The organism is Microbispora hainanensis (assembly GCF_036186745.1).
Taxonomy (GTDB): Bacteria; Actinomycetota; Actinomycetes; order Streptosporangiales; family Streptosporangiaceae; genus Microbispora.
The window spans coordinates 1,759,176-1,781,316 of record NZ_CP108086.1 but is presented as its reverse complement, the minus strand read 5'-3'; the positions used below and the strand labels follow the sequence as shown (position 1 = coordinate 1,781,316).

General features: G+C 71.1%; 22 protein-coding genes. 13 read left to right on the top strand and 9 right to left on the bottom strand.

Annotated features, from left to right (window positions below):
• Positions 1-39: 39 nt before the first annotated feature.
• The 6 genes from OHB01_RS08080 to OHB01_RS08055 all read left to right on the top strand — a co-directional run bounded on the left by OHB01_RS08080 (position 40) and on the right by OHB01_RS08055 (position 6,726).
• Positions 40-855, top strand: coding sequence for a sugar phosphate isomerase/epimerase family protein (locus tag OHB01_RS08080; RefSeq protein WP_142649452.1), 816 nt, complete (start codon positions 40-42; stop codon positions 853-855).
• The gene (locus tag OHB01_RS08075; RefSeq protein WP_142649451.1) at positions 852-1,622 is read left to right on the top strand and encodes a class I SAM-dependent methyltransferase; all 771 of its coding nucleotides are present in this window, start codon (positions 852-854) and stop codon (positions 1,620-1,622) included. Before OHB01_RS08080 ends, OHB01_RS08075 begins: the two co-directional genes overlap by 4 nt.
• An 18-nt stretch (positions 1,623-1,640) precedes the next feature.
• On the top strand, positions 1,641-2,258 hold the full coding sequence (locus OHB01_RS08070) for a TetR family transcriptional regulator (RefSeq protein WP_221889958.1): 618 nt from the start codon (positions 1,641-1,643) through the stop codon (positions 2,256-2,258).
• Positions 2,259-2,483: 225 nt separating this feature from the next.
• Entirely contained in the window at positions 2,484-4,607 is a 2,124-nt protein-coding gene (locus tag OHB01_RS08065; protein ID WP_142649450.1) for a (Fe-S)-binding protein, read from the top strand.
• Positions 4,608-4,765: 158 nt separating this feature from the next.
• Positions 4,766-5,650: a hypothetical protein gene (locus OHB01_RS08060; RefSeq protein WP_142649449.1), complete on the top strand. Its 885-nt coding sequence runs from the start codon at positions 4,766-4,768 to the stop codon at positions 5,648-5,650.
• On the top strand, positions 5,647-6,726 hold the full coding sequence (locus OHB01_RS08055) for a glycosyltransferase (RefSeq protein WP_142649448.1): 1,080 nt from the start codon (positions 5,647-5,649) through the stop codon (positions 6,724-6,726). Before OHB01_RS08060 ends, OHB01_RS08055 begins: the two co-directional genes overlap by 4 nt.
• 620 nt (positions 6,727-7,346) lie before the next feature.
• Here the strand turns inward: OHB01_RS08055 and OHB01_RS39865 are convergent.
• Together OHB01_RS39865 and OHB01_RS08045 are read right to left on the bottom strand one after the other, a co-directional pair.
• Positions 7,347-7,700: an STAS domain-containing protein gene (locus OHB01_RS39865; protein WP_142649446.1), complete on the bottom strand. Its 354-nt coding sequence runs from the start codon at positions 7,698-7,700 to the stop codon at positions 7,347-7,349.
• Positions 7,701-7,848: 148 nt separating this feature from the next.
• Positions 7,849-8,925, bottom strand: a complete 1,077-nt coding sequence (locus OHB01_RS08045; protein ID WP_328855168.1) for a PP2C family protein-serine/threonine phosphatase — start codon at positions 8,923-8,925, stop codon at positions 7,849-7,851.
• 75 nt (positions 8,926-9,000) lie between these two features.
• On the opposite strand from OHB01_RS08045, the gene OHB01_RS08040 reads away from it, so the two are divergent.
• Positions 9,001-9,282, top strand: coding sequence for a metal-sensitive transcriptional regulator (locus OHB01_RS08040; protein WP_142649445.1), 282 nt, complete (start codon positions 9,001-9,003; stop codon positions 9,280-9,282).
• Between the two features lie 799 nt (positions 9,283-10,081).
• Here OHB01_RS08040 and OHB01_RS08035 read toward each other — a convergent pair.
• Entirely contained in the window at positions 10,082-11,530 is a 1,449-nt protein-coding gene (locus OHB01_RS08035) for a hypothetical protein (protein WP_185949015.1), read from the bottom strand.
• 338 nt (positions 11,531-11,868) lie between these two features.
• On the opposite strand from OHB01_RS08035, the gene OHB01_RS08030 reads away from it, so the two are divergent.
• Both OHB01_RS08030 and OHB01_RS08025 read left to right on the top strand, forming a co-directional pair.
• On the top strand, positions 11,869-13,113 hold the full coding sequence (locus tag OHB01_RS08030) for a mannosyltransferase family protein (RefSeq protein ID WP_142649444.1): 1,245 nt from the start codon (positions 11,869-11,871) through the stop codon (positions 13,111-13,113).
• A 104-nt stretch (positions 13,114-13,217) separates the two neighbouring features.
• Complete coding sequence (locus tag OHB01_RS08025; protein WP_328855167.1) at positions 13,218-14,120, top strand: endonuclease/exonuclease/phosphatase family protein; 903 nt, start codon at positions 13,218-13,220, stop codon at positions 14,118-14,120.
• Here the strand turns inward: OHB01_RS08025 and OHB01_RS08020 are convergent.
• The gene (locus tag OHB01_RS08020) at positions 14,026-14,556 is read right to left on the bottom strand and encodes a gamma carbonic anhydrase family protein (protein ID WP_142649442.1); all 531 of its coding nucleotides are present in this window, start codon (positions 14,554-14,556) and stop codon (positions 14,026-14,028) included. The genes OHB01_RS08025 and OHB01_RS08020 overlap by 95 nt on opposite strands.
• 154 nt (positions 14,557-14,710) lie before the next feature.
• Here OHB01_RS08020 and OHB01_RS08015 point away from each other — a divergent pair, with 154 nt between their 5' ends.
• Complete coding sequence (locus OHB01_RS08015) at positions 14,711-15,892, top strand: hypothetical protein (RefSeq protein WP_328855166.1); 1,182 nt, start codon at positions 14,711-14,713, stop codon at positions 15,890-15,892.
• 101 nt (positions 15,893-15,993) lie between these two features.
• Here the strand turns inward: OHB01_RS08015 and OHB01_RS08010 are convergent, their stop codons facing one another.
• Both OHB01_RS08010 and OHB01_RS08005 read right to left on the bottom strand, forming a co-directional pair.
• Complete coding sequence (locus OHB01_RS08010) at positions 15,994-16,206, bottom strand: hypothetical protein (protein WP_328855165.1); 213 nt, start codon at positions 16,204-16,206, stop codon at positions 15,994-15,996.
• 124 nt (positions 16,207-16,330) lie between these two features.
• Positions 16,331-17,086, bottom strand: a complete 756-nt coding sequence (locus OHB01_RS08005) for a GntR family transcriptional regulator (RefSeq protein ID WP_142649441.1) — start codon at positions 17,084-17,086, stop codon at positions 16,331-16,333.
• 262 nt (positions 17,087-17,348) lie between these two features.
• Here OHB01_RS08005 and kynU point away from each other — a divergent pair, with 262 nt between their 5' ends.
• Positions 17,349-18,587 (top strand): kynureninase, encoded by a 1,239-nt coding sequence (kynU, locus tag OHB01_RS08000; protein ID WP_142649440.1) that lies wholly within the window; start codon positions 17,349-17,351, stop codon positions 18,585-18,587.
• 9 nt (positions 18,588-18,596) lie between these two features.
• On the opposite strand, the gene OHB01_RS07995 is transcribed toward kynU, so the two are convergent.
• Complete coding sequence (locus OHB01_RS07995; RefSeq protein WP_168066194.1) at positions 18,597-19,016, bottom strand: ClpX C4-type zinc finger protein; 420 nt, start codon at positions 19,014-19,016, stop codon at positions 18,597-18,599.
• A gap of 71 nt (positions 19,017-19,087) precedes the next feature.
• On the opposite strand from OHB01_RS07995, the gene OHB01_RS07990 reads away from it, so the two are divergent.
• A complete protein-coding gene (locus OHB01_RS07990; RefSeq protein ID WP_328855164.1) occupies positions 19,088-19,522 on the top strand; it encodes a TIGR03668 family PPOX class F420-dependent oxidoreductase in 435 nt (144 codons plus the stop codon).
• A 14-nt stretch (positions 19,523-19,536) separates the two neighbouring features.
• On the opposite strand, the gene OHB01_RS07985 is transcribed toward OHB01_RS07990, so the two are convergent.
• The gene (locus OHB01_RS07985) at positions 19,537-20,313 is read right to left on the bottom strand and encodes an isocitrate lyase/PEP mutase family protein (RefSeq protein WP_142649437.1); all 777 of its coding nucleotides are present in this window, start codon (positions 20,311-20,313) and stop codon (positions 19,537-19,539) included.
• Positions 20,314-20,476: 163 nt separating this feature from the next.
• On the opposite strand from OHB01_RS07985, the gene OHB01_RS07980 reads away from it, so the two are divergent.
• Positions 20,477-21,124: a DsbA family protein gene (locus OHB01_RS07980; RefSeq protein WP_142649436.1), complete on the top strand. Its 648-nt coding sequence runs from the start codon at positions 20,477-20,479 to the stop codon at positions 21,122-21,124.
• Between the two features lie 7 nt (positions 21,125-21,131).
• On the opposite strand, the gene OHB01_RS07975 is transcribed toward OHB01_RS07980, so the two are convergent.
• The gene (locus tag OHB01_RS07975) at positions 21,132-22,070 is read right to left on the bottom strand and encodes a LysR family transcriptional regulator (protein WP_142649435.1); all 939 of its coding nucleotides are present in this window, start codon (positions 22,068-22,070) and stop codon (positions 21,132-21,134) included.
• Positions 22,071-22,141: the final 71 nt, after the last annotated feature.

Sequence of the window (22,141 nt, the reverse complement as noted above, 5' to 3'; positions counted from 1 at the left end):
CTGGAACGTGCCCGCGGGCCGCCAGGGGAGGCTGGCCTCATGAGTGACATCCGCGTGCCCAGCGGCAAGGTGGCGCTGTCGACGGCGTCGGTGTACCCGGAGCGGACGCCGGACGCCTTCGAACTTGCCGCCCGGCTCGGGTACGACGGCGTAGAGATCATGGTGGGACAGGACCCGGTCAGCCAGGACGTCGAGGTCCTCGAACGGCTGCGCGACCACTATGAGATCCCGATCCTGGCGGTGCACGCGCCCTGCCTGCTGGTGACCCAGCGGGTGTGGGGCCGCGACCCGTGGCTGAAGCTGCGCAGGGCCCGCGAGGCGGCCGAGCGGCTGGGCGCGCAGACGGTCGTCGTGCATCCGCCCTTCCGGTGGCAGCGCGACTACGCCAGGGACTTCGAGAGGGGCCTGGCCCGGATGCGCGAGGAGACGGACGTCGTCTTCGCGGTGGAGAACATGTTCCCGTTGCGGGCCAGGGGCAACGAGGTCGTGCCGTACGCGCCGGACTGGAACCCCATCGACTACGACTTCCCCCAGGTGACGCTCGACCTGTCGCATACGGCGGTGTCCGGGTCCGACGCGATGGAGATGGCGACCAAGCTGGGCGACCGGCTGGCCCACCTGCACCTGGCCGACGGGGTGGGCACCACCAACAAGGACGAGCACCTGGTGCCCGGCCGGGGGTCGCAGCCCTGCGGGCCGATCCTGGAACGCCTCGCCGGCAACGGTTATCAGGGCCTTGTCGTGCTGGAGATCAACACGCGCAAGGCCGCCAGCCGCAGCGAGCGGATCGAGGACCTGACCGAGGCCCTCGCCTTCGCGCGGCTCCACTTCGCCGCCTCCTCCACGGCCTCATGAACGAGCGGATCGCGGACAGCCACCGGGTCTTCGACCGCGTCTCGGAGGAGTACGACGCGGCGAGGCCGCACTATCCCGAGGCCCTCTACGTCGCGCTGGAGAACCTGTCGGGGGTCCGGCTCGCGGGGGCGACCGTGATCGACGTTGGGGCGGGCACCGGCATCTCGACCCGGGGGCTGCTCGACCGCGGCGCCCGGGTCGTCGCCGTCGACCGCGGCGAGCGGATGCTGGCCCGGTTGCGCGCCCGCACGGCCTGCCCGGCCCTGCTCGCCGACGGGAACGACCTGCCCTTCCGCGCGGGCGTGGCCGACCTCGTGACGTACGCCCAGGCGTGGCACTGGCTCGACCCTGCCCTGTCGGTGGCCGAGGCCGTACGCGTGATCGCGGACGGCGGCGCGATCGCGGGCTGGTGGAACAGCGTGGATCCCGGCAAGGCCGACTGGCTGGCGGCCAACCAGGTGCGGCTCGCCGAGTCGTGCCCCGGCTACATCGGGCCCGTGCTGCCCGGGTGGAGCATGCCGCCGATCGCCGCGGCCATGTCCGACGCCGGTCTCGCCGTGGCCGACACCTGGGTCGGCTGGACCAGGTCGGTGCGGCTGGAGGACTTCCTGACCGACCTGCGCTCCCACTCGTACATGGCGAGTATGGACGGAGACGTGGTGACGGAGCTGCTCGCCAGGGAGCGTGCCGAGCTCGGCCGGGTGTTTCCCGACGGGCGGCTGACCGTCCCGATGCGCGTGTATCTTGCGGTGGGCCGCAGGGGCTGAACTGAAGCGGGGATCGATGTGACGACGGAGGTGCCGGAGGTCTCGGGCGGCAGGCGGCGACCGGGGCGGCGGCCCGGCCGGCGTCCGGGCTCGGCGGACACCCGCGGCGAGATCCTCGCCGCGGCGCGCAGGGTCTTCGCGGAGAAGGGGTTCGACAAGGCGACGATCCGCGGCATCGCCCGGGAGGCCGGGGTCGATCCGGCCCTCGTCCACCATTATTTCGACACCAAGGAGGGCGTGTTCGTCGCGGCCATGCGGCTGCCGCTGGACCCCTCCTCGGCGCTTCCGCTCATCCTGGCGGGGCCGCGTGAGGAGGTCGGCGAGCGCGTCGTCCGTTTCGTCCTGATGATGACGGCGGACCCGGCGGCCAGGGAGCCGCTGCTGGGTCTGGTGCGGACGGCGATGGTGAACGAGCAGGCCGTCGGCATGGTCAGGGAGTTCCTCTCGACGGCCGTCCTCGGGCGGGTGGCCGAGGCGCTGGACGTCCCGCCGCTGCGGATGGAGGCCGCCTTCGCGCAGTTGTTCGGCGTGGTGATGACGCGGTACATCCTCAGGTTCGAGCCGCTCGCCTCCGCCGACGTCGACGAGATCGTCGCGCTGGTCGGGCCCACCGTGCAGCGCTACCTGGCCGGATAGATTACGGCCACCCCACTCGTACCCTCTTGTAGAGCTTTGTTCTAGTATCGTGCCGTCGGCGGGAAACGCAGTGACGAGCGCCACTCGCCGAGCGTGACGCAGGATAAGTTACTCGCCGGTACCATTCGGGAAGCGCAGACGTTATCCACAGGGCGGGGCACAACCGCTCTTGCGAGGGCGCCGCGCCCCTACGCTGGCCGCCGACGTTCGATATTGGAGGGACTCGTGCTCTGGGTAGCGATTGCAGGCCTCATCGCGACCGCCGTGGCGGTCGGGCTGGCGGGCCGTCGCGTGCTGTTCCTCTATCGGCTTGCCACCAGCGGCCAGCCGGCCCCGGAGCGGATCGAGTACGCCAAACAGCACGCCGGCGCCGAGATCAAGGCCCAGCTCGTCGAGGTCTTCGGCCAGCGCAAGCTGCTGAAGTGGACGCCGTCCGGCACCGCCCACTTCTTCGTCATGTGGGCGTTCTTCATCCTGCTGACCGTCTACATCGAGGCGTACGGCGCGATCATCCAGGGCGCGATCACCGGGCACTCGGACTTCCACATCCCGCTCATCGGGACCTGGCCGGTGCTGGGCTTCCTGCAGGACTTCATCGCGGTCGCCTGTCTGCTCGGGCTGGCCGCGTTCACGGCCATCCGGATCAAGAACTCGCCGAAGAAGCTCGGACGCGGCTCCCGGTTCTCCGGCTCGCACCTGGGCGGGGCCTGGCTGGTCCTGTTCATGATCTTCAACATCATCTGGACGCTGTTCCTCGCCCGGGGCGCGGCGGCGGCCAACGGCAACTTCCCCTATGAGTCCGGCGCGTTCGTCAGCCTGGCCATCGGGAAGGTGCTGCCGCACAGCGAGCTGCTGGAGCAGATCGCCCTGCTGCTGCACATCGGCTTCATGCTGGTGTTCCTGGTCATCGTGGTGAACAGCAAGCACCTGCACATCTTCACCGCGCCGCTGAACGTGCTGTTCTCCCGCCGTCCCGACGGGCTGGGTCCGGCCCAGCCGATGCGCAGCAACGGGAAGGTGCTCGACTTCGAGGAGGCCGACCCCGAGGTCGACGTGTTCGGCCGCGGCAAGATCACCGACACGACGTGGAAGGGCTTCCTCGACTTCTACACCTGCACCGAGTGCGGCCGCTGCCAGTCGCAGTGCCCGGCCTGGAACACGGACAAGCCGCTGTCGCCCAAGATGCTCATCCTCGACCAGCGCGACCACGCCTTCGCGATCGCGCCCTACCTGCTGGCCGGGGAGAAGGAGAAGGAGAGCTTCTCCGAGGACGTGCTGGCCCTGCTCGACAAGCCGCTGGTGGGCGAGGACGGGGTCATCCACCCCGACGTGCTGTGGTCGTGCACCAACTGCGGCGCGTGCGTCGAGCAGTGCCCGGTCGACATCGAGCACATCGACCACATCCTCGACATGCGCCGCTACCAGGTGATGATCGAGTCGTCGTTCCCGTCCGAGGCGGGCGTGATGCTCAAGAACCTGGAGAACAAGGGCAACCCGTGGGGCATGTCCGAGATGAAGCGGGCCGAGTGGATCGAGGAGTTGGCCACCTCCGTGGACGGACAACGCATCGAGGTCCCGATCATCGACGAGAAGATGCCCGACGACGTCGAGTATCTCTTCTGGGTCGGCTGCGCCGGCGCGCTGGAGGACCGGGCCAAGAAGACCACCAAGGCGGTCGCGGAGCTGCTGCACATCGCCGGGGTCAAGTTCGGCGTGCTCGGCCCGATGGAGGCGTGCACCGGTGACCCGGCCCGCCGCCTGGGCATGGAGTTCCTGTTCAACATGCTCGCCCAGCAGAACATCGAGACGCTCAACGAGGCCGGGGTCAAGAAGATCGTGGCCACCTGCCCCCACTGCTTCAACACCCTCGCCAACGAATACCCGCAGCTCGGCGGCACGTACGAGGTCGTGCACCACACCCAGCTGCTGGCGCATCTGGTGGAGGAGGGCCGCCTCACCCCGATCACCCCGATCGAGGAGAAGATCACCTACCACGACCCGTGCTTCCTGGGCCGGCACAACAAGGTGTACGCCCAGCCGCGCGACATCATGGCCAAGGTGCCGGGCGTCCAGACCCAGGAGATGCACCGCTGCAAGGATCGCGGATTCTGCTGTGGCGCTGGCGGCGCGCGCATGTGGATGGAGGAGCGAATCGGAAAGCGCATCAACACCGAGCGTGTCGACGAGGCGCTGACCACCGATCCCGACACCGTCTCCACCGCCTGCCCGTTCTGCCTCGTGATGCTCGGCGACGCGATCAACGAGAAGAAGAACGCCGGTCAGGCCAAGGAGTCGCTGGAGGTCGTGGACGTCGCCCAGCTCCTCATCAAATCCATCAAGCAGGGGTAAAGCATCCTTGCCATGATCGTGAACTTTTTGTGGAAAACACCAGTCAAGGCGATGGAATGATCCGTGTTTCATGGAAGAGTGACAAAGGCTTTCTCCACATAACAGGAAAATCACGGTAACCTCAACGTTGGCTCAATCGACGGGGAGGGGGCTGGACGGTGGGCGTGGTCGTCATCGACGCGGAGGTCACCCTGGCGGACGTCCTCTCCCTGCGCCTGTCCATCGCCGAGTCGCTGGCGGACGGCACCCACCTGGTCCTGCGGCAACGCGGCACGGGTGAGGAACGGCAGGTGCCGCTCGGCGCATCGGGCGGGCGCACGAGGGACGCCAGCGTCGCGGTCTCCCTCGCGCCCCTCGACCTCGGTCCCGGCCGCTGGGACACCTACCTCGAACGGGGCGGCGTCCGCACCCGCATCCAGAGCGCCGACCCCGGGTTCTCGCTCGACCGTCTCGACGCGTACGCGCTGGGCCGGCGGACGCTCGCCTACCGGGCCTACCGCACGCGCAACGGATTCCTGGCCCTGAAGATCGATCCGGCGGAGCCGGTCGCCGACGTCCGCGCGGTGTGGTTCCGCGAGGGGCGCTTCGAGGTGACCGGGCTGCTGGCCTACACCGGCCTGGACGACGACGACCAGCACCGCCACGCCACGCTCGCGCTGCGGCACAGCCACTCGGGCCACGGCGATCCGGACGTCGATGCCGCGGTTCTCGGTGACAGCGGTGACAACGAGCCGGGGCACGGCGATCCGGGGAACGACGATCCGGCCGCGACCGTGCGGTTCGCCGCCACCGTCCAGGGGGTCCGGTTCCACGCCGCGCTCTCGCTGTGCGACGTGCTCGCTGCCACCCCCGACTCGCAGGGCTCCTGGGAGCCCTACCTTGAGGTGGACGGCGTCGACCGCGCGCTGCCGCTGGGCGCGAGGCTCGACGACGTCGAGGGCAAGCGCCGCCGCGTCCACTATCCCCACGCGCTCGTGGACGGCGTGCAGATCCGGCCCAGCTTCACGCCCGCCGACGAGCTGCTGCTGGAGGTGGGCGCGTGAAAATCGCGTTCCTGCTCCCGTCGGCGTACGGCATGCGGGGCGACGTGCGGGCGATGCTCAACCTCGCGGGCGGGCTGGCCGCACGCCACGAGGTCGAGGTGGTGAGCATCCGGCGCACCAGGGAGACGCCGTTCTTCCCGGTCGACCGCCGGGTGACGCTGCGCTGGCTCGTGGACACCCGGCCGGGTGTCCATCACCTGCTGCCCCGGGGACAGGTGCGCACGGAGGTCGCGCTCTGGCGCATGCTGCGGGGCCTGCAGGCCGACGTCCTGGTCACCACCCGGCCGTCGCTGAGCGTCCAGGCCGCCCGATATGCGCCACGAGACGTCGTCCGCATCGCGCGGGAGTGGAGCAGACCGTCGGTGCCCGGCCCGGTGCGCCGGTTCTATCCCCGTCTCGACGCCGTGGTGGCGAGCACGACCGGCCGGCGAGACGAGTGGGCGCGGCTGCTCGACGACGACCTGTCGGTGCACGCCATCCCCGACGCCCTGCCCGCGACGCCCTGGCCGCGCTCCCGCATGGACAACCGGATCGTCAGCGCCGGGGGCAGGCTGGTGCCCGGCAAGTCGTACGACCAGCTCGTGCGGGCCTTCGCGATCGTCGCAGACAAGCGGCCCGACTGGCGGCTGCGGTTGTACGGCGGGGGCCCGGAGGAGCGGCGGCTGCGCGCCCTCGTCCGCGACCTCGACCTGCACAACCACGTGTACTTCATGGGCACCACTCCCGACCTGCCCGGCGAGTTCGCCAAGGCGTCCATCGTCGCCGTGCCGGCGCGCCACGAGGTGCTGGGCATGACCGTGATCGAGGCGCTGAGCTGCGGGGTGCCGATCGTGGGCTTCGACGGATCGCGCGGGCCCGCCGAGTTTCTCCGGCCGGGCCACGACAGCGTGCTGGTCCAGGAGGGGGAGAGCGGCGACGTCGAGCCGCTCGCCTGTGCGCTGCTCACCCTCGTCGACGACGAACGCCGCCGCATGAAGCTGGCGGCCGGGGCGCTGGAGACCGCGTCCGCCCACGCCGCGACGGCCGTCGCCGTCCGCTGGGAAGAGCTCATGTACGGCCTGCGCTCCCGCCCCTGACGAGCGTCGGCGGACGGATGCCCCCGTGCTGTCCCCCGGCCCGTCCAGGAGGGCGGCGAGGCGAACGGCCAGGAGGCTGTCACGGGCGCGAGCGTAGTTGAGTAGGCCGTGCTCATGCGAGGACGATTTCCGGGTGGCAGGCTGGGCCCATGATCCTGAGACCGGCCACCGATGTGACGGATCTGGTCCGCGAGATCCTCGGCGATTCCCTGGCCGAGATCGCGGAGCAGCACGTCGAGCCCATCCACCTCGCTTCCGGGGCCGTGTCGACGGCCTGGCTCCATCGCGTGCGCGGCACGACGACCAGCGGCGTGCGCTGGTCGTTCTTCGTCAAGTCGATCCACTCGATCGAGCACTCGGCCCGGCTCGAGAACATGCCCGAGCAGATGCGGGCCGTCCTGTCGGCGCGGTTCCCCTGGCGGGCCGACGCGGACGTCCACCTCGCCCGTCACCCGCTTCCCGACGGGCTGCGGCTCCCCCGCATGTATCGGCTGGACGACCTGGGGGACGACCGGCTCGTCATGTGGCTGGAGGACGTGCCGGTCGCGCCCGCCACGTGGGATCTGCACCGCTACCGCGCCGCCGCCCGCCTGCTCGGCGGGATCAGTGGGAGGGGGCAGTCAGCGGGGCCAGTCGGCGGGCCGGTCGAGATGTGCGGTGGCGGCGGCGACGGAGTCGTGGATCGGCAGTTCCGTGTCGAGGCCGGTGATCCGGAGCATCCGGGCGAAGCGTCCGTGGGCGCCGCTCAGCGCCAGGCGCCCGCCGGCCGCCCTCACGGCGCTCAGGCCTCCCATGAGGACGCTCAGCCCGGTCGAGTCGCAGAACTTGAGCCCTTCGGCGTCGACCACGATCCGTGGCGGTGTGCGCAGCCCGACCGCCTCGGCCAGGCAGGTGCGCAGTGAGGCGGCGGAGCCCAGGTCGAGCTCGCCGAACAGCCGGATGACGACGACGTCCTGGTCCAGGACGGTCAGCATGGAGAAGATGCCGGGCTGTCCGTGCCTTTCCGGTTCCACCGCGCTCGCCCCTGCCCACTGGCCCTGCCGCCGGGCCGTCGCCTCACGGCCCGCCGGAGCTGCTGTGCGTCCATGATTGCATATGGCAAATGATGCCGGGGCCGGACAGTCAGGGCCGTTCCCTGCGGACGAGCAGCATGGCGGCGTCGTCCGGGACGGGCCCGCCGACGTGCTCGACCAGGTCGCGTTCGAGCATGTCGAGGGCGTCCTGCGGCTCGCGATCGCGCAGCAGGCGAGGCGCCCGGTCGCCCAGGGGATAGAAGTTCCCGTTCCGGTCGCGTGCCTCGTACACGCCGTCGGTGTAGAAGAGGATCTCGTCGCCCTTGCGGAACTCGCATCCGTACGGCTCGGGTCCGGCGTGGGCGAGCGCGACAAGGCCGAGCGGCGGCGCCTCCTGAGTCGGTTCGAGCCACCGGACACGGCCGTTGCGGCCGAGCAGCAGCGGCGGCGGGTGGCCGTAGTTGAGCAGCGCGATCTCGTGCTCGCGCACCTCCGCGAGCACGGCGGTGACGAACTTCTCCCCGCCCAGCCCGCGCGCGAGGTGCTCCTCCAGATGCCGGCCGACGTCGGCGAGCGTCGGCTCGTCGTAGGCGGCCTCACGGAAGGCGCCGACCACCGAGGCGGCCGTCTCCACCGCGTCCAGCCCCTTGCCCTGCACGTCGGCGACGATCAGCCGGATGCCGCCCGGCCCTCTGGCGATGTCGAACAGGTCCCCGCCGATGCGGGCGTCCACCGCGGCGGAGGTGTACGAGAGGGCGATGCGCAGGTCGCCCGCACGGCGGGGCACCGGGTGGAGCAGCACGCGCTGGGCCGCCTCGGCGACGAGGCGGACGTCCGCCAGCTTGCGCCGGCCCTCGGCCCGGAGCCGGCTGGCCAGCATGGCGGCCGCGGTGACCCCGACGATCGCGACCAGCGTCACGGTGATCCGCGGATGACTGAGCTGGTGGTCGTGGTAGGCCAGCGGCGCGGACAGGACGAGCGCGACCAGCCCGGCCAGTGCGGTGTGGCGTGGCCCGCCCGTCACCGCGGCGAACGCGGGCCCGAGGGTCAGCAGTGGCAGCAGGCCCAGGGACGGCCCGGCGAGCAGGTCGACCACCACCACCGTCGCCATGGCGGCGAACGGCAGCGTACGGAGGACAGCCTGGGTTCCCATCCGCGACTCCAGCGTCGCCACGAGCCGGTTCATGGATGCATTCCCGCGCCCGCCCGCCCTACCCTCGGGATGGAGACGCGCGATACCGGTTATGGGTATCGTTGAAGGATGCACGGGTACAGCGGGGACAAGCAGGCCTATCTCACCCGCCTGCGCCGGATCGAGGGACAGATCCGAGGGCTCCAGCGGATGGTGGACGAGGACGTCTACTGCATCGACATCCTCACGCAGGTCTCGGCGGCCACCCGCGCTCTGCAGGCGGTGGCGCTCGGGCTGCTGGAGGACCACATCGCCCATTGCGTCGCCGACGCCGTCAAGACCGGAGGCCCGGAGGCGAGCGAGAAGGTGAAGGAGGCCTCGGCGGCCATCGCCCGGCTCGTCAGGTCATGATTCCGGCCCGCAGGTCATGGCTCCCGGTCGTCACGTCATGATTCCGGGTCACGTCATGATTCCGGGTCACGTCATGGCTTCGGGTCGTCAGGGTGTCGCTCCGGCGCGTCGCGGTCGGTTCGCCCCTGCTTGATCGTGACCCCGTGTGCCTGACCCCGTGTGCCTGACCGCGTGTGCCTGATCGCCGGTGCGTGACGGCGGGTGTATGACGGCCGGTGTGACGACCCATTGGCACTTGCCCGTTCGTGACGGCTTCGACCGCCAGTACGAGCGGGCGGACGACGAGGACGCCGGTCACCAGGACCCCTACGCCCCGGCACGCCGATCCCGGTGACCATCTGCAGCGGGCTCCTGCTCATGGCGGCACTGGGCGCCCTGACCGCCGTCTTGGACGGGTCATTTCGGTCGAGCAAACCGTCCCGGGCCCACCAGATGCCCGGGACGGTCCGTGCCCTCAGTGCCTTCAGCGGCTCGCCGAAGTCCGCAATCCGAGCGCGTTGTCGAGCTCTTCCAAGGTCAGTCGGTTCTCCGTGATGTTCACGGCCTCCAGCACCTCGGCGTAGAGCGCGATTTCGTCCAACGCGACACGGTCGTGGACCCGAGAGTCCAGGTCATCGTGCCCCACCGCGTCGTCCTTCCTTCCGCAGCCCACACCCATCACGAGGTTACGTCCGGGTACCCTGCCGCGACATGGCCCATCGTGACCATTCCGACCCGCACCCCTCGTCCCTCCGGGACCATTTCCCCGATACTGAGATCACAATTCGATGAAAAAGACGGTGATGGGGGGAAGGGATTGCTAAAGCGGAGGTAAGGACGAAATATCCGAATTGGAGGTTTCGAACAGCCAACTGCCCGACTCGTCCAGGTCGGGCCTGCGCCGATCCGCCGCCTCCTGCGGACGCGGGTCGTCCCGCTGGTGGATCAAGCACTTCACGACCGCGGAGCACACCGCGAAGCCCTCGGACGGCGCGGGCGTGCCGGTCAGGGCACACCAGGCCAGGCCGGTCGCGTACGCGGAGCCGAGCAGGGCGGCGGCCGTCTCCCGATCGGGTGGGATCAGCCCCGGCGGCAGCTCACCACCGGCCGGCCAGCAGCCCCGCAGCGGATGGGCAGGCTCGGCGAGCGCGAGATAGAGGGCCTGCCGGAGCTCGTCGTCCATCCACGGATAGAGCGCGGTGACCACCTGTGCGGTGTACGAGCTGCCCGGCGCCGCCCAGGCGGGCTCGGACACGCCGCACACGCCGGCCACGTCGGCGGCGAGCAGCGAGGCCGCCACGGCCCGCGGATCCATCCCGCGCGCGGCCGTGTAGCCCAGGGCCTCCACCAGGTCGTACAGCGTGTGCCGGAAGTGCTCGCCCGGCGCCCATTCGGGGAGCGTGGCCGGCACGAGGTGCGGCGGGCAGCGCGCCAGCCAGGCCTGCCGTACGGCGCCACTGGGCATGGCGTGCTGGTCCAGCCAGGGGCTGCCGAGCAGCGGCTCGGCCATCGCGATCAGCGCGTCGGCGCGCGGGCGGAACCGGGGGTCGGCGCGCAGCACGGTGGCGGTCTCGGCCATCAGCCCGGCCAGCCGCAGGCCCGCCTCCCCGGCGCCGGAGCGCATCCGCTCGGCGTAGAGGCCCACGAGCGCGTCGAGCGAGCCCATGGGCAGCCAGCGCACCCAGTCGTCCCCGGGCAGCGGCCGGGCCAGGAACTCGCCGAACATCGACAGCATGACCTCGTTGCCGTCGAAGGCGGGCGCGTAGGCGCACCACATGATCGTGCCCCACACGGCGGCCACGGTCGAGGCCACGTCGCGGGCGAAGACCTGCTGGTAGACGCTGCCGTCGAGAGGGAAGTCCTCCCGGCGCAGCCCGCGGTGGGCGAGCAGCAGTGCGCGGAGCCGTTCGGTGATCTCGTGCGGGACGTCCGGGCCGACGAACCCCTGGGTGGACCCGCGGTCGTACGCGAAGTCGGGGCCCGTGGGGATCAGCACGGGCGGGATGGCCACGCCGGGCGGGCTCGGCCGCGCGGCGGCGCGTACGGCGGGATGGGCCGGGGGAGCGGACAGGTGCCAGCGGCCGTCCACGCGGTCGAGGCGATACCAGCGGGCGTGCGCGCCGAACAGCCACCGGGCGCCGTCGGGGGTGACCAGGGCCCGCTGGGCCAGCGTGTGCGCGCGGGTGACCGGGGGGAGCAGCGTCCACCGGGGGTCGCCGACGACGGCGCGCACGTCGCGCTCCATCGTGGTGAACCCGTCCCAGTGCACGCGGCAGTGTCCTCCGTCCTCGGAGAGGACGGCTTTCGCTTATCCCGGATGAGGCGGCCGGAGCAGGCGGCGGCCAGGCCCCTGACCGATGCCCTCCGGGGCACACGATGCCGGGACGAACCCGGCGGTCCCCTCGCTGGATCCGATGGTAGCCCCCCGGTCCGGGAGGCGGCGGGAGCGCGGTGGGGTGGAGGAGCGGCGGGCGGAGGCCGTCGGTGAAAGTTTCACGCGCCGGGAGGCGGTGAGCAGGACATATGCGTATTTCCCCGGGTTGGAGGGTATCTCCGGGAGCGCCCGCCACTTGGCATGGGCAGCCGTGACGGGTTCCATAGGTGCTCGTGACGGAGATCCAGGAGGCCGGGGCAGCCCGAGAGCGGGACGCGGACGAGGCATCGGAGAAGATGGCGCCCGTGGACACCTATGGCGGCGCGGCGACCGGCGAGCAGACGGGGCCGCACGCGCGCAGGGAACGCTGGGCGGTGTGGTGGCTCATGCGGTCGTCCGACCGCACGGCCCTGCTCATCTGGTTCTTCTGGCAGGTCGCGTCGTACATCTACCTGATCCTCGCGGCGCCGGGCCGCACGGAGGACCCGATCCTCGACCGGTTCAACCGGTACGACTCCTACAACTTCATGGACATCGCGCAATACGGCTACGACGGCCGGCCGGACGACCCCGACGCGCCGCGGCTCGTCGCGTTCTTCCCCGGCCTGCCGCTGCTGCTGCGCGTGCTGCACCTGGTCATCCCGGACATGAGGCTCGCCCTCGTCCTGATCTCGTTCGTCGCGACCGCCGTCGTGGCGGTGGCGCTGTCGCGGCTGAGCGAGTCCTACCGGGAGGGCAGCGGCCACTGGACCGTGCTGGCGTTCTTCCTCAGCCCGTTCGCGGTGTTCCTGATGGCCGGCTACACGGAGGCGCCGTTCCTCGCGCTGGCCATCCCCGCGTGGCTGCTGGCCCGGCGGGGCCGCTGGGAGGCCGCCGCCGTGTGCGCCGCCTTCGCGGCGTCGATGCGCATCTCCGGGCTCTTCCTCGCCTTCGGCCTGCTCGTGATGTTCCTCGTCTCACGTGACGGCCTGCGCGCCCCGCGCGGATGGCGGAACGCGCCGTGGCTGCTGCTGCCCGGTGTGCCGGTGCTGGCCTACATGATCTACCTCTGGAACCGTACGGGCGACCTGATGGCCTGGAAGTCGGCCGAGGCGCAGTATTGGGGCCGCTATCCCGAGCTGCCGTGGAACGTCTTCATCGACACCTGGCACAGGTCGCTCAACGAGCCCGTCCTGGCGACGTCGTATCGCGAGGAGATCCTGTCGGCGCTCGTGCTGGTTCTGCTGATCATCGCGCGGCTGGTGCGGCGCAACTGGCCCGATCTCGCCTATCTGGCGCCGCAGGCGGTGGCGCTGCTGGCGATGTCGTCGTTCTACATGTCGGTGGGCCGGGCGTCGCTGCTGTGGTGGCCGCTCTACATCTCCGTGGGCGTCGTCGGAAGCCGAAGGCCCTGGGTCATGATGGCCTATCTCGCGGTGGCCGCGCCCGTCTGGGCAATCAATGTCGGAAATTTCACCACAGGTGCCTGGGTGGGTTGATCCACCTCTGACTAGCTTCTCCGTGTATGGGGGTATTTATCGCAGGAGTGGCGGTTGTTGCGCTTGTGGTGGCCGGTCTTCCATCGGCGGCGGACACCTATCGGGTGAACGTCCTCACGTACAACGTCTGCGCGGCGGGCAACAGCGCCGGCACCTGCGTACGCGACCTCACCCCCGAGCGCCGAAAGACCTGGGCAGGTCAGGTCTCCGCGCTGATCCGGTCGAGGAACGTGGACGTCGCCTCGTTCACCGAGATGTGCTACGCCCAGGTGGGCCTGCTCAAGCGTGCGCTGCCCGGCTATCGGCTGGTCTGGTACGGCTACGCGAAGGGCGGCGGGCCGGGCCGCGAAGACCGGTGCCGCACACTGTGGAGCGACCTCACCCCGGACACGGTCCCGCCGGACGGCAAGACCTTCGGCATCGCGCTGGCGCTGAAGAACGGCATCGAGGGCCCGCCGCCGCTGCGGCGGCTGCTGCGCGCCGACCACGCCCCGTCCACACCGGGTGAGACGATCCACCCGCGCGGCCTGCTGTGCGCCACCGGCCGGGTCGGCCCGCGCCGGTCGGTCTGCTGCGTGACCCACGTCTCCGACACCGAGACCCCGCGTCAGATCGTCGATCTGGTGTCGGCGTACGCCGGGGACGCCCCGGTGATCCTCACCGGGGACTTCAACCGCGAGCCCGGCCACAACCAGCTCACCGACGTGTACGGCATGGGCCTCGGCCAGGGCGGCTACACCGAGGTCGACGCCGAGCCGTGCGGGGTCGCGCGCCGGGGCGGCGAGCACACCACACGCGGCGGCCGGAAGATCGACTACATCTTCGCGAGCGAGGCCGACTACCGTCCGGGCGGCGCCGAGGTCGTCAGGACCGACCCGGAGCTGTCGGACCACCTGGCGCTGACCGGCACGCTCATCGGGACCGAACCGAGGCCGCGGCGTGACGGCGGGCCTTGGCGAGGTAGTTATCCGGCGTCCGAGCGAAGGAGGCGCGGTCGTCGTCGGTGAGCTCGCGGACGACCTTTCCCGGGACGCCCGCGACCAGCACGCCCGCCGGGATGCGGCGGCCGGGCGGCACGACGGCCCCCGCCGCGATCAGGGACCCGGCCCCGACGACCGCCCCGCCGAGCACGACCGCACCGATGCCCACCAGCGCGCCGGTCTCGACGTGCGCGCCGTGCACCATCGCCCGGTGACCGAGGCTCACCCGGTCTTCCAGGATCGCGGGCTCCCCGGGATCGGCGTGCAGGCAGCACAGGTCCTGGATGTTGACCTCGTCGCCGACCTCGATGCGTTCGTCGTCGCCGCGCAGCACCGAGCCGTACCAGACGTTCGCGCCGCGTCCGAGCCGCACCCTCCCGACGATCACCGCCCCCGGGGCCACCCACGCCTCGGGGTGGATGATCGGTGTGGCGTCGTCGTCCAGGTCGGCGATGTACGGCATGGGCTTATGATTCCACGGGCCCTCGGGCCGGGCCCGGCGTGTGTCCCGGTTTCGCTGACCGCTCGGGGCGTTCAGGTTGCGATGTGCGACGGATAGCAGGAAAGTCGTGTCCTGGCTGCGTTTACCGTCGTTATCTCCAACCCCAGGGTTTCTCATGACGAATCAGACCGACAACTTCCCCGACCTGATGAGTGACGACTCCTTCGAAGTCGTGATGCGCGGCTACAGCCGCAGGCAGGTCCACGACTACATGGTCCGGACCCGCAACCAGATCCGGGACCTGGAGGAACGGCTCGCCCGCACGATCGACCAGGCGGAGCAGACCCGCCTGGAGCTGGCCGACGCGCGGCGGAGGATGGCGGAGTCGCCGCAGAACCCCGACGAGCTGGGGGAGCGGCTGAGCCAGATACTCAAGCTGGCGCAGGAGGAGGCGGCGGCCAACAAGGAGGCGTCCGAGGCGGAGGCCAGGCGAGTACGCGAGAGCTCGATGGCCGAGGCCGAGCGGCTGGTGACGTCGGCCCGTGAGCAGGCCGACGCGATCAGGGCCGCCGCGCAGGAGGAGGCCGAGCGCCGTGTCGCCGACGCCAGCGCCACGTCGGAGCGGCTGCTGGCGCAGGCGGGCGCGGAGGCGGAGCAGACGCTGGGCTCGGCCCGCGCGGAGGCGGAGGAGACGCTGCGCACCGCCCGCGCGGAGGGGGAGCGCCAGCTCACCGCCGCCCGGATGGAGGCGGAGCGGCTGCTCGCCGAGGCGCGCGGGCAGGCCGAGGCCATGCTGGCGGCGGCGCAGCAGCGGGTGAACGCGCTGGACGAGCACACCGGCCGCCGGGTGGCCTACCTCACCGACACCCACGCGGAGGTCGTGCGCCGGCTCAACGAGATCGGCTCGGTGCTCGGCGACCTGATGCACCGCGAGAGCGCGGCGGGACCGCTGATCGACGAGGCCGCCGTGCTGCCGCCCCCGCCGCAGGTGCACGCCATCCCCGCGGGCGCGCCCGACCAGCGACACGACCAGCACCGGCCCGATCAGCCGCACGAGCAGCAGCCGCACGACCAGGCGCACGGGCAGCAGCCGCACGCGCCGGTCGATGACCCGCAGCAGGCCCTGGAGGCCGTGCCGTCCGGGCCCGAGGCACATGACGCCGCCGCCGGTGAGGGGCAGATGGACGGCGACGAGGACGACGCGGTCCTGATCGTGGACGACGGACGCCACGCCAACGGTCACGACGGGCACCACGAGAACGGGCACGGCATGCCGTCGTCGCCCGAGGACACCGACGTCAACCTCGGCCGGGTGCGCCGCGCCACGCCGAACGGCGAGTCGGTCGCCGGTCAGTAAGCGCGACGTGAGCCCGGCCCGGCTGCGGTGACGCGGGTGAGGACTGATAGCGGACTGGTAGCGGAAGCCCCCGCCCCCGATCGGGTCGGGGGCTTCCGCGCTCATGGATCGGCGGCGCGCGCCTCCTGTTCGCGCAGCAGCTCACGCAGCCCGTCGGGCTCGTCGGCGTCGATGGTCATCGCGCATCCCGCCGTCCGCTGCGCGGAGGTGAGCGGGTGGTGCCGGGTCGCCCACCACCGGCCCGCGTCGCTCCGCCAGATCGTCCACTCCGGAAACTCCCGGGCTATCTCGGCGAGGTGTCGGTCCAAGGACATCCGTACACCTTCCCTCGCCTCATGCCCGGGTGCTCTTAGTGCTCTTGACCTCTCCACCTCAAGGTGCGGGACATCTCTAGAGAAATCAATGATCGGTACAGACAGGTCAACGTTGCCTCTTGACCTAGGCGTCGAAGTCGTACTGGAGTACATACGACGCCGCGTCCAGGATCATCTCGTTGACCTCGACGGGCACGCCTCCCTCCGCGAAGGCGACCCGGGTGACGGCGATCACCGGCGTGCCGGCCGGGAGGTTCAGCGACTCGGCCTCCCCGGGCAGCGGCATCCGGGCCCGCACCTCCTCGCTGAAGTGGACGGGAGGCCGGCCGAGCTCGCCAAGCCGGGCGTACACCCCGCCCGGGCCCGTGTCGGGCAGGACGACGGCCGTGCCCTCCACGAGATCGGCGGGAAAGTGGGAGGCCGCGAGCTGCACCGGACGGCCGTCCACCGAGTAGCGGCGGCGGCGCACCCATACCTCGCCGGTGCCGAGCACGCGGGCGACCTGCTCGTTCGCCGGTTCGCGCAGGATCGTCACCTCGTCCACGACGTACGACCGGCCACGGGTGTCGGAGTCCCAGATGGCCAGGCCCTGGGCCCACTGCTCCCGGGAGAGCCGGCGCGACCCGTGGCGGCGGATAGGGCGGAACAGCCGCACGTAGACGCCCGATCCCCGCTTCGGCACGGCGAGCCCTTCGTTGATGAGCACGGCGAGCGCCTGCCGTGCCGTGGCCCGGGCGATGCCGTGCTCCTTCATGAGTGCGTTCTCGCCCGGTAGCCGGTCGCCGTCACCGAGCGCTCCGGACAGGATCTGATCGCGCAGCCGGTCGGCGATGCGGCGATAGATCGGGGACTCGTGATGCACCGACGGGGACTCCGTCACGTTTGATCACCCTCTGTCACCAACGGGGGTTTGGCGTCTCCAGAGAACTTGCCCCGTCTTGTCCACGATCGCACAGAGTCTTGGGTGCGTCTTGTGCTTACTTTTGGCTGATCGTGCCGGTGTGGCGATCTCTGGGGGTTATAGCCGTCCGCATCCATGGAACGGTCCCTTCCGCTATTGCCGGTGCCGGGAACGCTCCGTCATCATGACTACGACAAGATCGGATATTTCGGTACATAATGCGGTGACGAAGGAGTTGCCGATGGTACTCAGCCGGGCCGAATGCCAGGACCTCGACGCCAAGGACCCGCTCCGGGAGTTCCGGGACGAGTTCTCGCTGCCTCCCGGGGTCGTCTACCTGCTGGGCAACTCGCTCGGCGCGCTGCCGAGGCGTACACCGGAGCGGGTGGCGCACACGGTCGAGACCGAGTGGGGGGTGCATCTCGGGGCGAGCTGGAACACGGCCGGCTGGTGGGACATGCCGCAGAGCACCGGCGACCGCATCGCGCCCCTGATCGGAGCGCGTCCCGGCGACGTGCTGGCGGGCGACTCGACCTCGGTGAACATCTTCAAGGTGGTCACGGCCGCCCTTCCGCTGCGGCCCGGCCGCCACGTGATCGTCTCCGACCTCGACAACTTCCCCACGGACCGGTACGTCGTGGAGGGCGCCGCCCGGGCGCTCGGCGCGTACGAGATCCGGGACATCGGCGAGGGCGGCCCTTCGCTGGAGGACGCCCTCGGCGACGACGTGGCGCTCGTGCTGCTGTCGCACGTGGACTACCGGACCGGCGCGGCCAGGGACATGACGGCGGTGACGGAGCTGGTGCGGGCGGCCGGCGCGCTCATGGTCTGGGACCTGTGCCACAGCGCCGGGGCGCTGCCCGTGCGGGTGGGCGAGGCCGACTTCGCCGTCGGCTGCACCTACAAGTACCTCAACGGAGGGCCCGGCGCCCCCGCGTACCTCTACGTCGCGCCGCGTCACCAGGACGCCGTCCAGAACGTGCTGTCGGGGTGGCACGGGCACGCCGCGCCGTTCGACTTCGAACCGCACTATCGCCCCGCGCCCGGTGTGCGGCGTTTCGCCACCGGCAGCCCGCCGATTCTGTCGTACGCCGCGCTGAACGCGTCGCTCGACATCTGGGAGCGGGTGGACCTGGACGAGGTCAGAGCCAAGAGCGTGGCCCTGACCTCGCTGTTCATCGACCTGCTGGACGATCTCGTGGACCCGGGGCTCGGGCTCGCCCTGGCCTCCCCGCGCGACCCGGAGCGGCGGGGAAGCCAGGTCAGCTACCGTCACCCGCAGGGTTATCCCGTGGTGCGCGCGCTCGCGGACCGTGGGGTGGTGGGCGACTACCGCGAGCCGGACTTCGTCCGGTTCGGCTTCGCCCCGCTCTACCTGCGCTATGCCGACGTGCACGACGCGGCGACGACGCTGGCGGAGGTGCTCCGCGAGGAGCTGTGGCGGGACGAGCGCTACGCGCGGCGGCTCACCGTCACCTGACGGGGTGTGTCAGCGGCCGCGGCGGGCCAGCCCGGCGACGATGTTTCCGGCCAGTGCCACGCAGCGGTCGCAGATGCGCCCGCCCTCGCCGTGGACCATGTGGACGCGCGGACCCGGCGGCCTGCGGCAGAAGGAGCAGGCGGCGTCGCGCTTCATGCGGCGGTTGACCAGGTGCCGGTGGGCGAAGGCGGGCGTGAAACGCCTGCGCGAGCTTCGCCTGATGAACCCGAACCGCTCACCGATGGCGGTCCAGGACGCGCCGGCCTCGCGGGCCCGGCACACCGCGAGATCGAGCAGGGCGTCCACCTCGCCACCCGGTTCGCCGGACAGGTCCCGGCACAGGGTGATCGCGGCGGACAGGATTTCCAGAGGGTCTTCGGGGTCGGATGCGCGCGAGCGGGCCCGCTCGAGTAACTCAGATGCCTCCATGGCCGACACCATAGGCCGCCGCATAAAAACGATCAAGCGACGTACGTGTTCACCGTGCGTAGGCTGGCCAGGTGAGAGTGCCCGAGGAGCGGGCCAGGAAGCTGTTCGAGCAGGCCCGGGTGGCCCGCCTCGCGACCGTCGGGGCCGGGGGCGCGCCGCGGCTCGTCCCGGTCACGTTCGCCGTGCTGCCGGACGGCGAGAAGGGCACCGTGGTGACGGCGGTGGACCACAAGCCGAAGACCACCACCGACCTGCGACGGCTGCGCGACATCCGCGGCAATCCCCGCGTCTGCCTGCTGGCCGACCACTACGAGGACGACTGGGAACGGCTGTGGTGGGTGCGCGCCGACGGGCACGCCCGCGTCGTGGAGGGCGGCGACGAACGCGAGCGGGCCGTGGCGTGGCTGGTGCGCAAGTACGCCCAGTATCGCGATCGGCCCCCGGCCGGGCCCGCGATCCTCGTCCGGGTCGAGCGCTGGTCGGGCTGGTCGTACGGCGAGCCGTAGGCGGGCCGGCGTGGTCAGGCGGACGGGAAGGGGTCGTCTCCCCGGGCGATGGCGTCCAGCATGCGGGTAGTGAGCGCCTGGGCCGCCCGGTGGATGCCGGGGCCGAAGCTGATCCTGGCCACGCCGAGGGCGGCGAGGTCGCGGATGGACGGCACGCCCGGCCGCATGAGCACGTTGACCGGGCCGCCGATCTCCCGGGCGAGCGCGCCGATCACCTCGGGATCGCCCGCGAGGATCGGATAGACGCAGTCGGCGCCGGCCGCGAGGTAGCGGCGGCCCCGGTCGATCGCCGCCGCGAGCCTCTCGTCCGGGGTTGCGGAGCCGTGGATGAAGGTGTCCGCGCGGGCGTTGATCACCAGGCCGGTGCCGGCCTCGTCCGCCGCCGCCCGCACGGCGGCCAGGAAGTCCGCCTGCTCGGCGGCGTCGATCAACGCGCCGGTCGCCGGGTCGGAGTCCTCCAGGTTGCAGCCCGCGGCGCCCGCGGCGGCCAGCCGTTCGACGAGCTCGGCGGGCTTCAGGCCGTAGCCGCGCTCCACGTCGGCGGTGACGGGGACGGTCACGACCCGGCTGATGCGGGCCACGGCCGCGAACATCTCGTCGGCGGGAGCGTCGTGCCCGTCCTCGTAGCCCAGGACTGCGGCGACGGCGGCGCTACCGGTGGCGACGGCGGGGAACCCGGCCGCCTCGACGGCGCGTGCCGACGCGGCGTCCCAGGCGTTGGGCAGCACGACAGGGTCGCCGGGCACGTGCAGCGCCCGCAGGGCGGCCGCGTTCTTCTGCAACTCGGTCACGAAACCACCCTAGAGAGCAGGGTGGGCGGGAACGCCACCGGCTGCCCCGAAATAGGGGGAAGCCGGTCGTGCTTTAAGGGGTCGAGACCGGTGTCGTCGCCTTCCCGTCATTGGATACGCTCGCGAAACCGGCCCCCCCACCCCGTTCGTCAGGAGTGTTTTCATGAGCGACATCGACAGCGCCGCCGACCAGGCCGGAGCGGGCAGCCGTCCCCGAGTGGACTTCTACTTCGACCCCGTCTGCCCCTTCGCGTGGGTCACGTCGCGGTGGATTCTGGAGGTCGAGAAGCAGCGCGACATCGACCTGCGGTTCCGGGTGATGAGTCTTTCCGTGCTCAACGAGGGCAAGGAGGACCTGTCCGACTTCTACCGCGAGGCGGTGCCCCGGTGGCGCGGCCCGGTCCGCGTGTGCATCGCCGCCGCGCAGCAGCACGGCGAGGGCGTGCTGCGCGACCTCTACACCGCGATGGGCACCCGCATTCACAACCAGGACAACAAGGACTACGGAGTCGTCGCCAAGGAGGCGCTCGCCGAGGTCGGCCTGCCGGTCGAGCTGGCCGACGCCGCCGGCACCGACGAGTACGACGAGGCACTGCGCCGCATGCACCACGAGGGCATGGACCCGGTCGGCGACGAGGTGGGCACGCCCACGATCCACATCGACGGTGTGGCGTTCTTCGGCCCGGTCATGACCCGCATTCCGCGCGGTGAGGAGGCCGTCCGCATCTTCGACGGCGCCCTGGCCATGGCGAAGTTCCCGTACTTCTACGAGATGAAGCGCAGCCGCACCACCGACCCCGAGTTCGACTGAGCGCTCCTCACCTCGGCGGCTCCTCGTGGGGCCGCCGGGGTGTCGTCTTGCCGGTGTTCCTGAACAGCGAACGCATGGTCGCCAGCGCCGGAGACCTGTCGTCGGACCGCCAGGCCAGGCTGATCGTCCGGTGCAGGCCCGGCGGGGCGAGCCGCCGTACGCTGAGGGGGTTTTCCGCCAGGTCGGCCACGGTCCTCGGCACGAGGGCGAGGCCCATGCCCCCGCTGGCGAGGGCGCAGGACATGCCGTAGTTGCCCGTCTCGTACGCCACGACGGGCGGCGCCAGCCCCTCGCGGCGAAACAGCGCCTCGAGCGCCTCCCGGTTGGCCAGCCCGCGCGAGCCGCTGATCAGCGGTCGCCCGGCGAGCTCGGGCCACGGCAGCGGCTCGGCCGGATCGGTGAGCGCGTGCCCGGGGGCGGCCACCAGCACCAGCTCCTCCACCAGCAGTGCCTCGACGGTGACCCCCGAGGGGAGTGCGGGGTCGGGCTGATGCTCGTAGGTGTGGGTGAGCACGAGATCCGCCTCGCCGGTGGCCAGCGCGGGCAGCCCCGACGGCGGTTCGTACTCCTTCACATTCACCTCCACGGCGGGGTGAGCCCGCCGGAACGCCGCGAGCACCGGTGGTAACAGGTGGATGCCTGCGGTTGTGAAGGTGCCGATCGTGATGTGCCCGCCGGACAGGCCGGCGAGCGCGGACAGGCCGTGGCGGGCCCGTTCGAGCTCGTCGAGCACCCGCCGGGCGTGCTCCACCAGCAGCTCGCCCGCCGCCGTGAGGGTGGCGCCGCGGCGGTGCCGGATCACGAGTGCGGCTCCCGCCTCCCGCTCCAGCTTGGCGATCTGCTGCGACAGCGCGGGCGGCGTGTAACCGAGGCGGGCCGCCGCCCGGGTGATCGAACCGGCTTCGGCGACCGCCACCAGCGCCGCCAGCCGCGTCACGTCATGCATGAAGCAATGCTTAACACCGCCTCGCCAAATGTGACATACCTCACGAAGGCTTCGCTACCGCATCCTCGTCT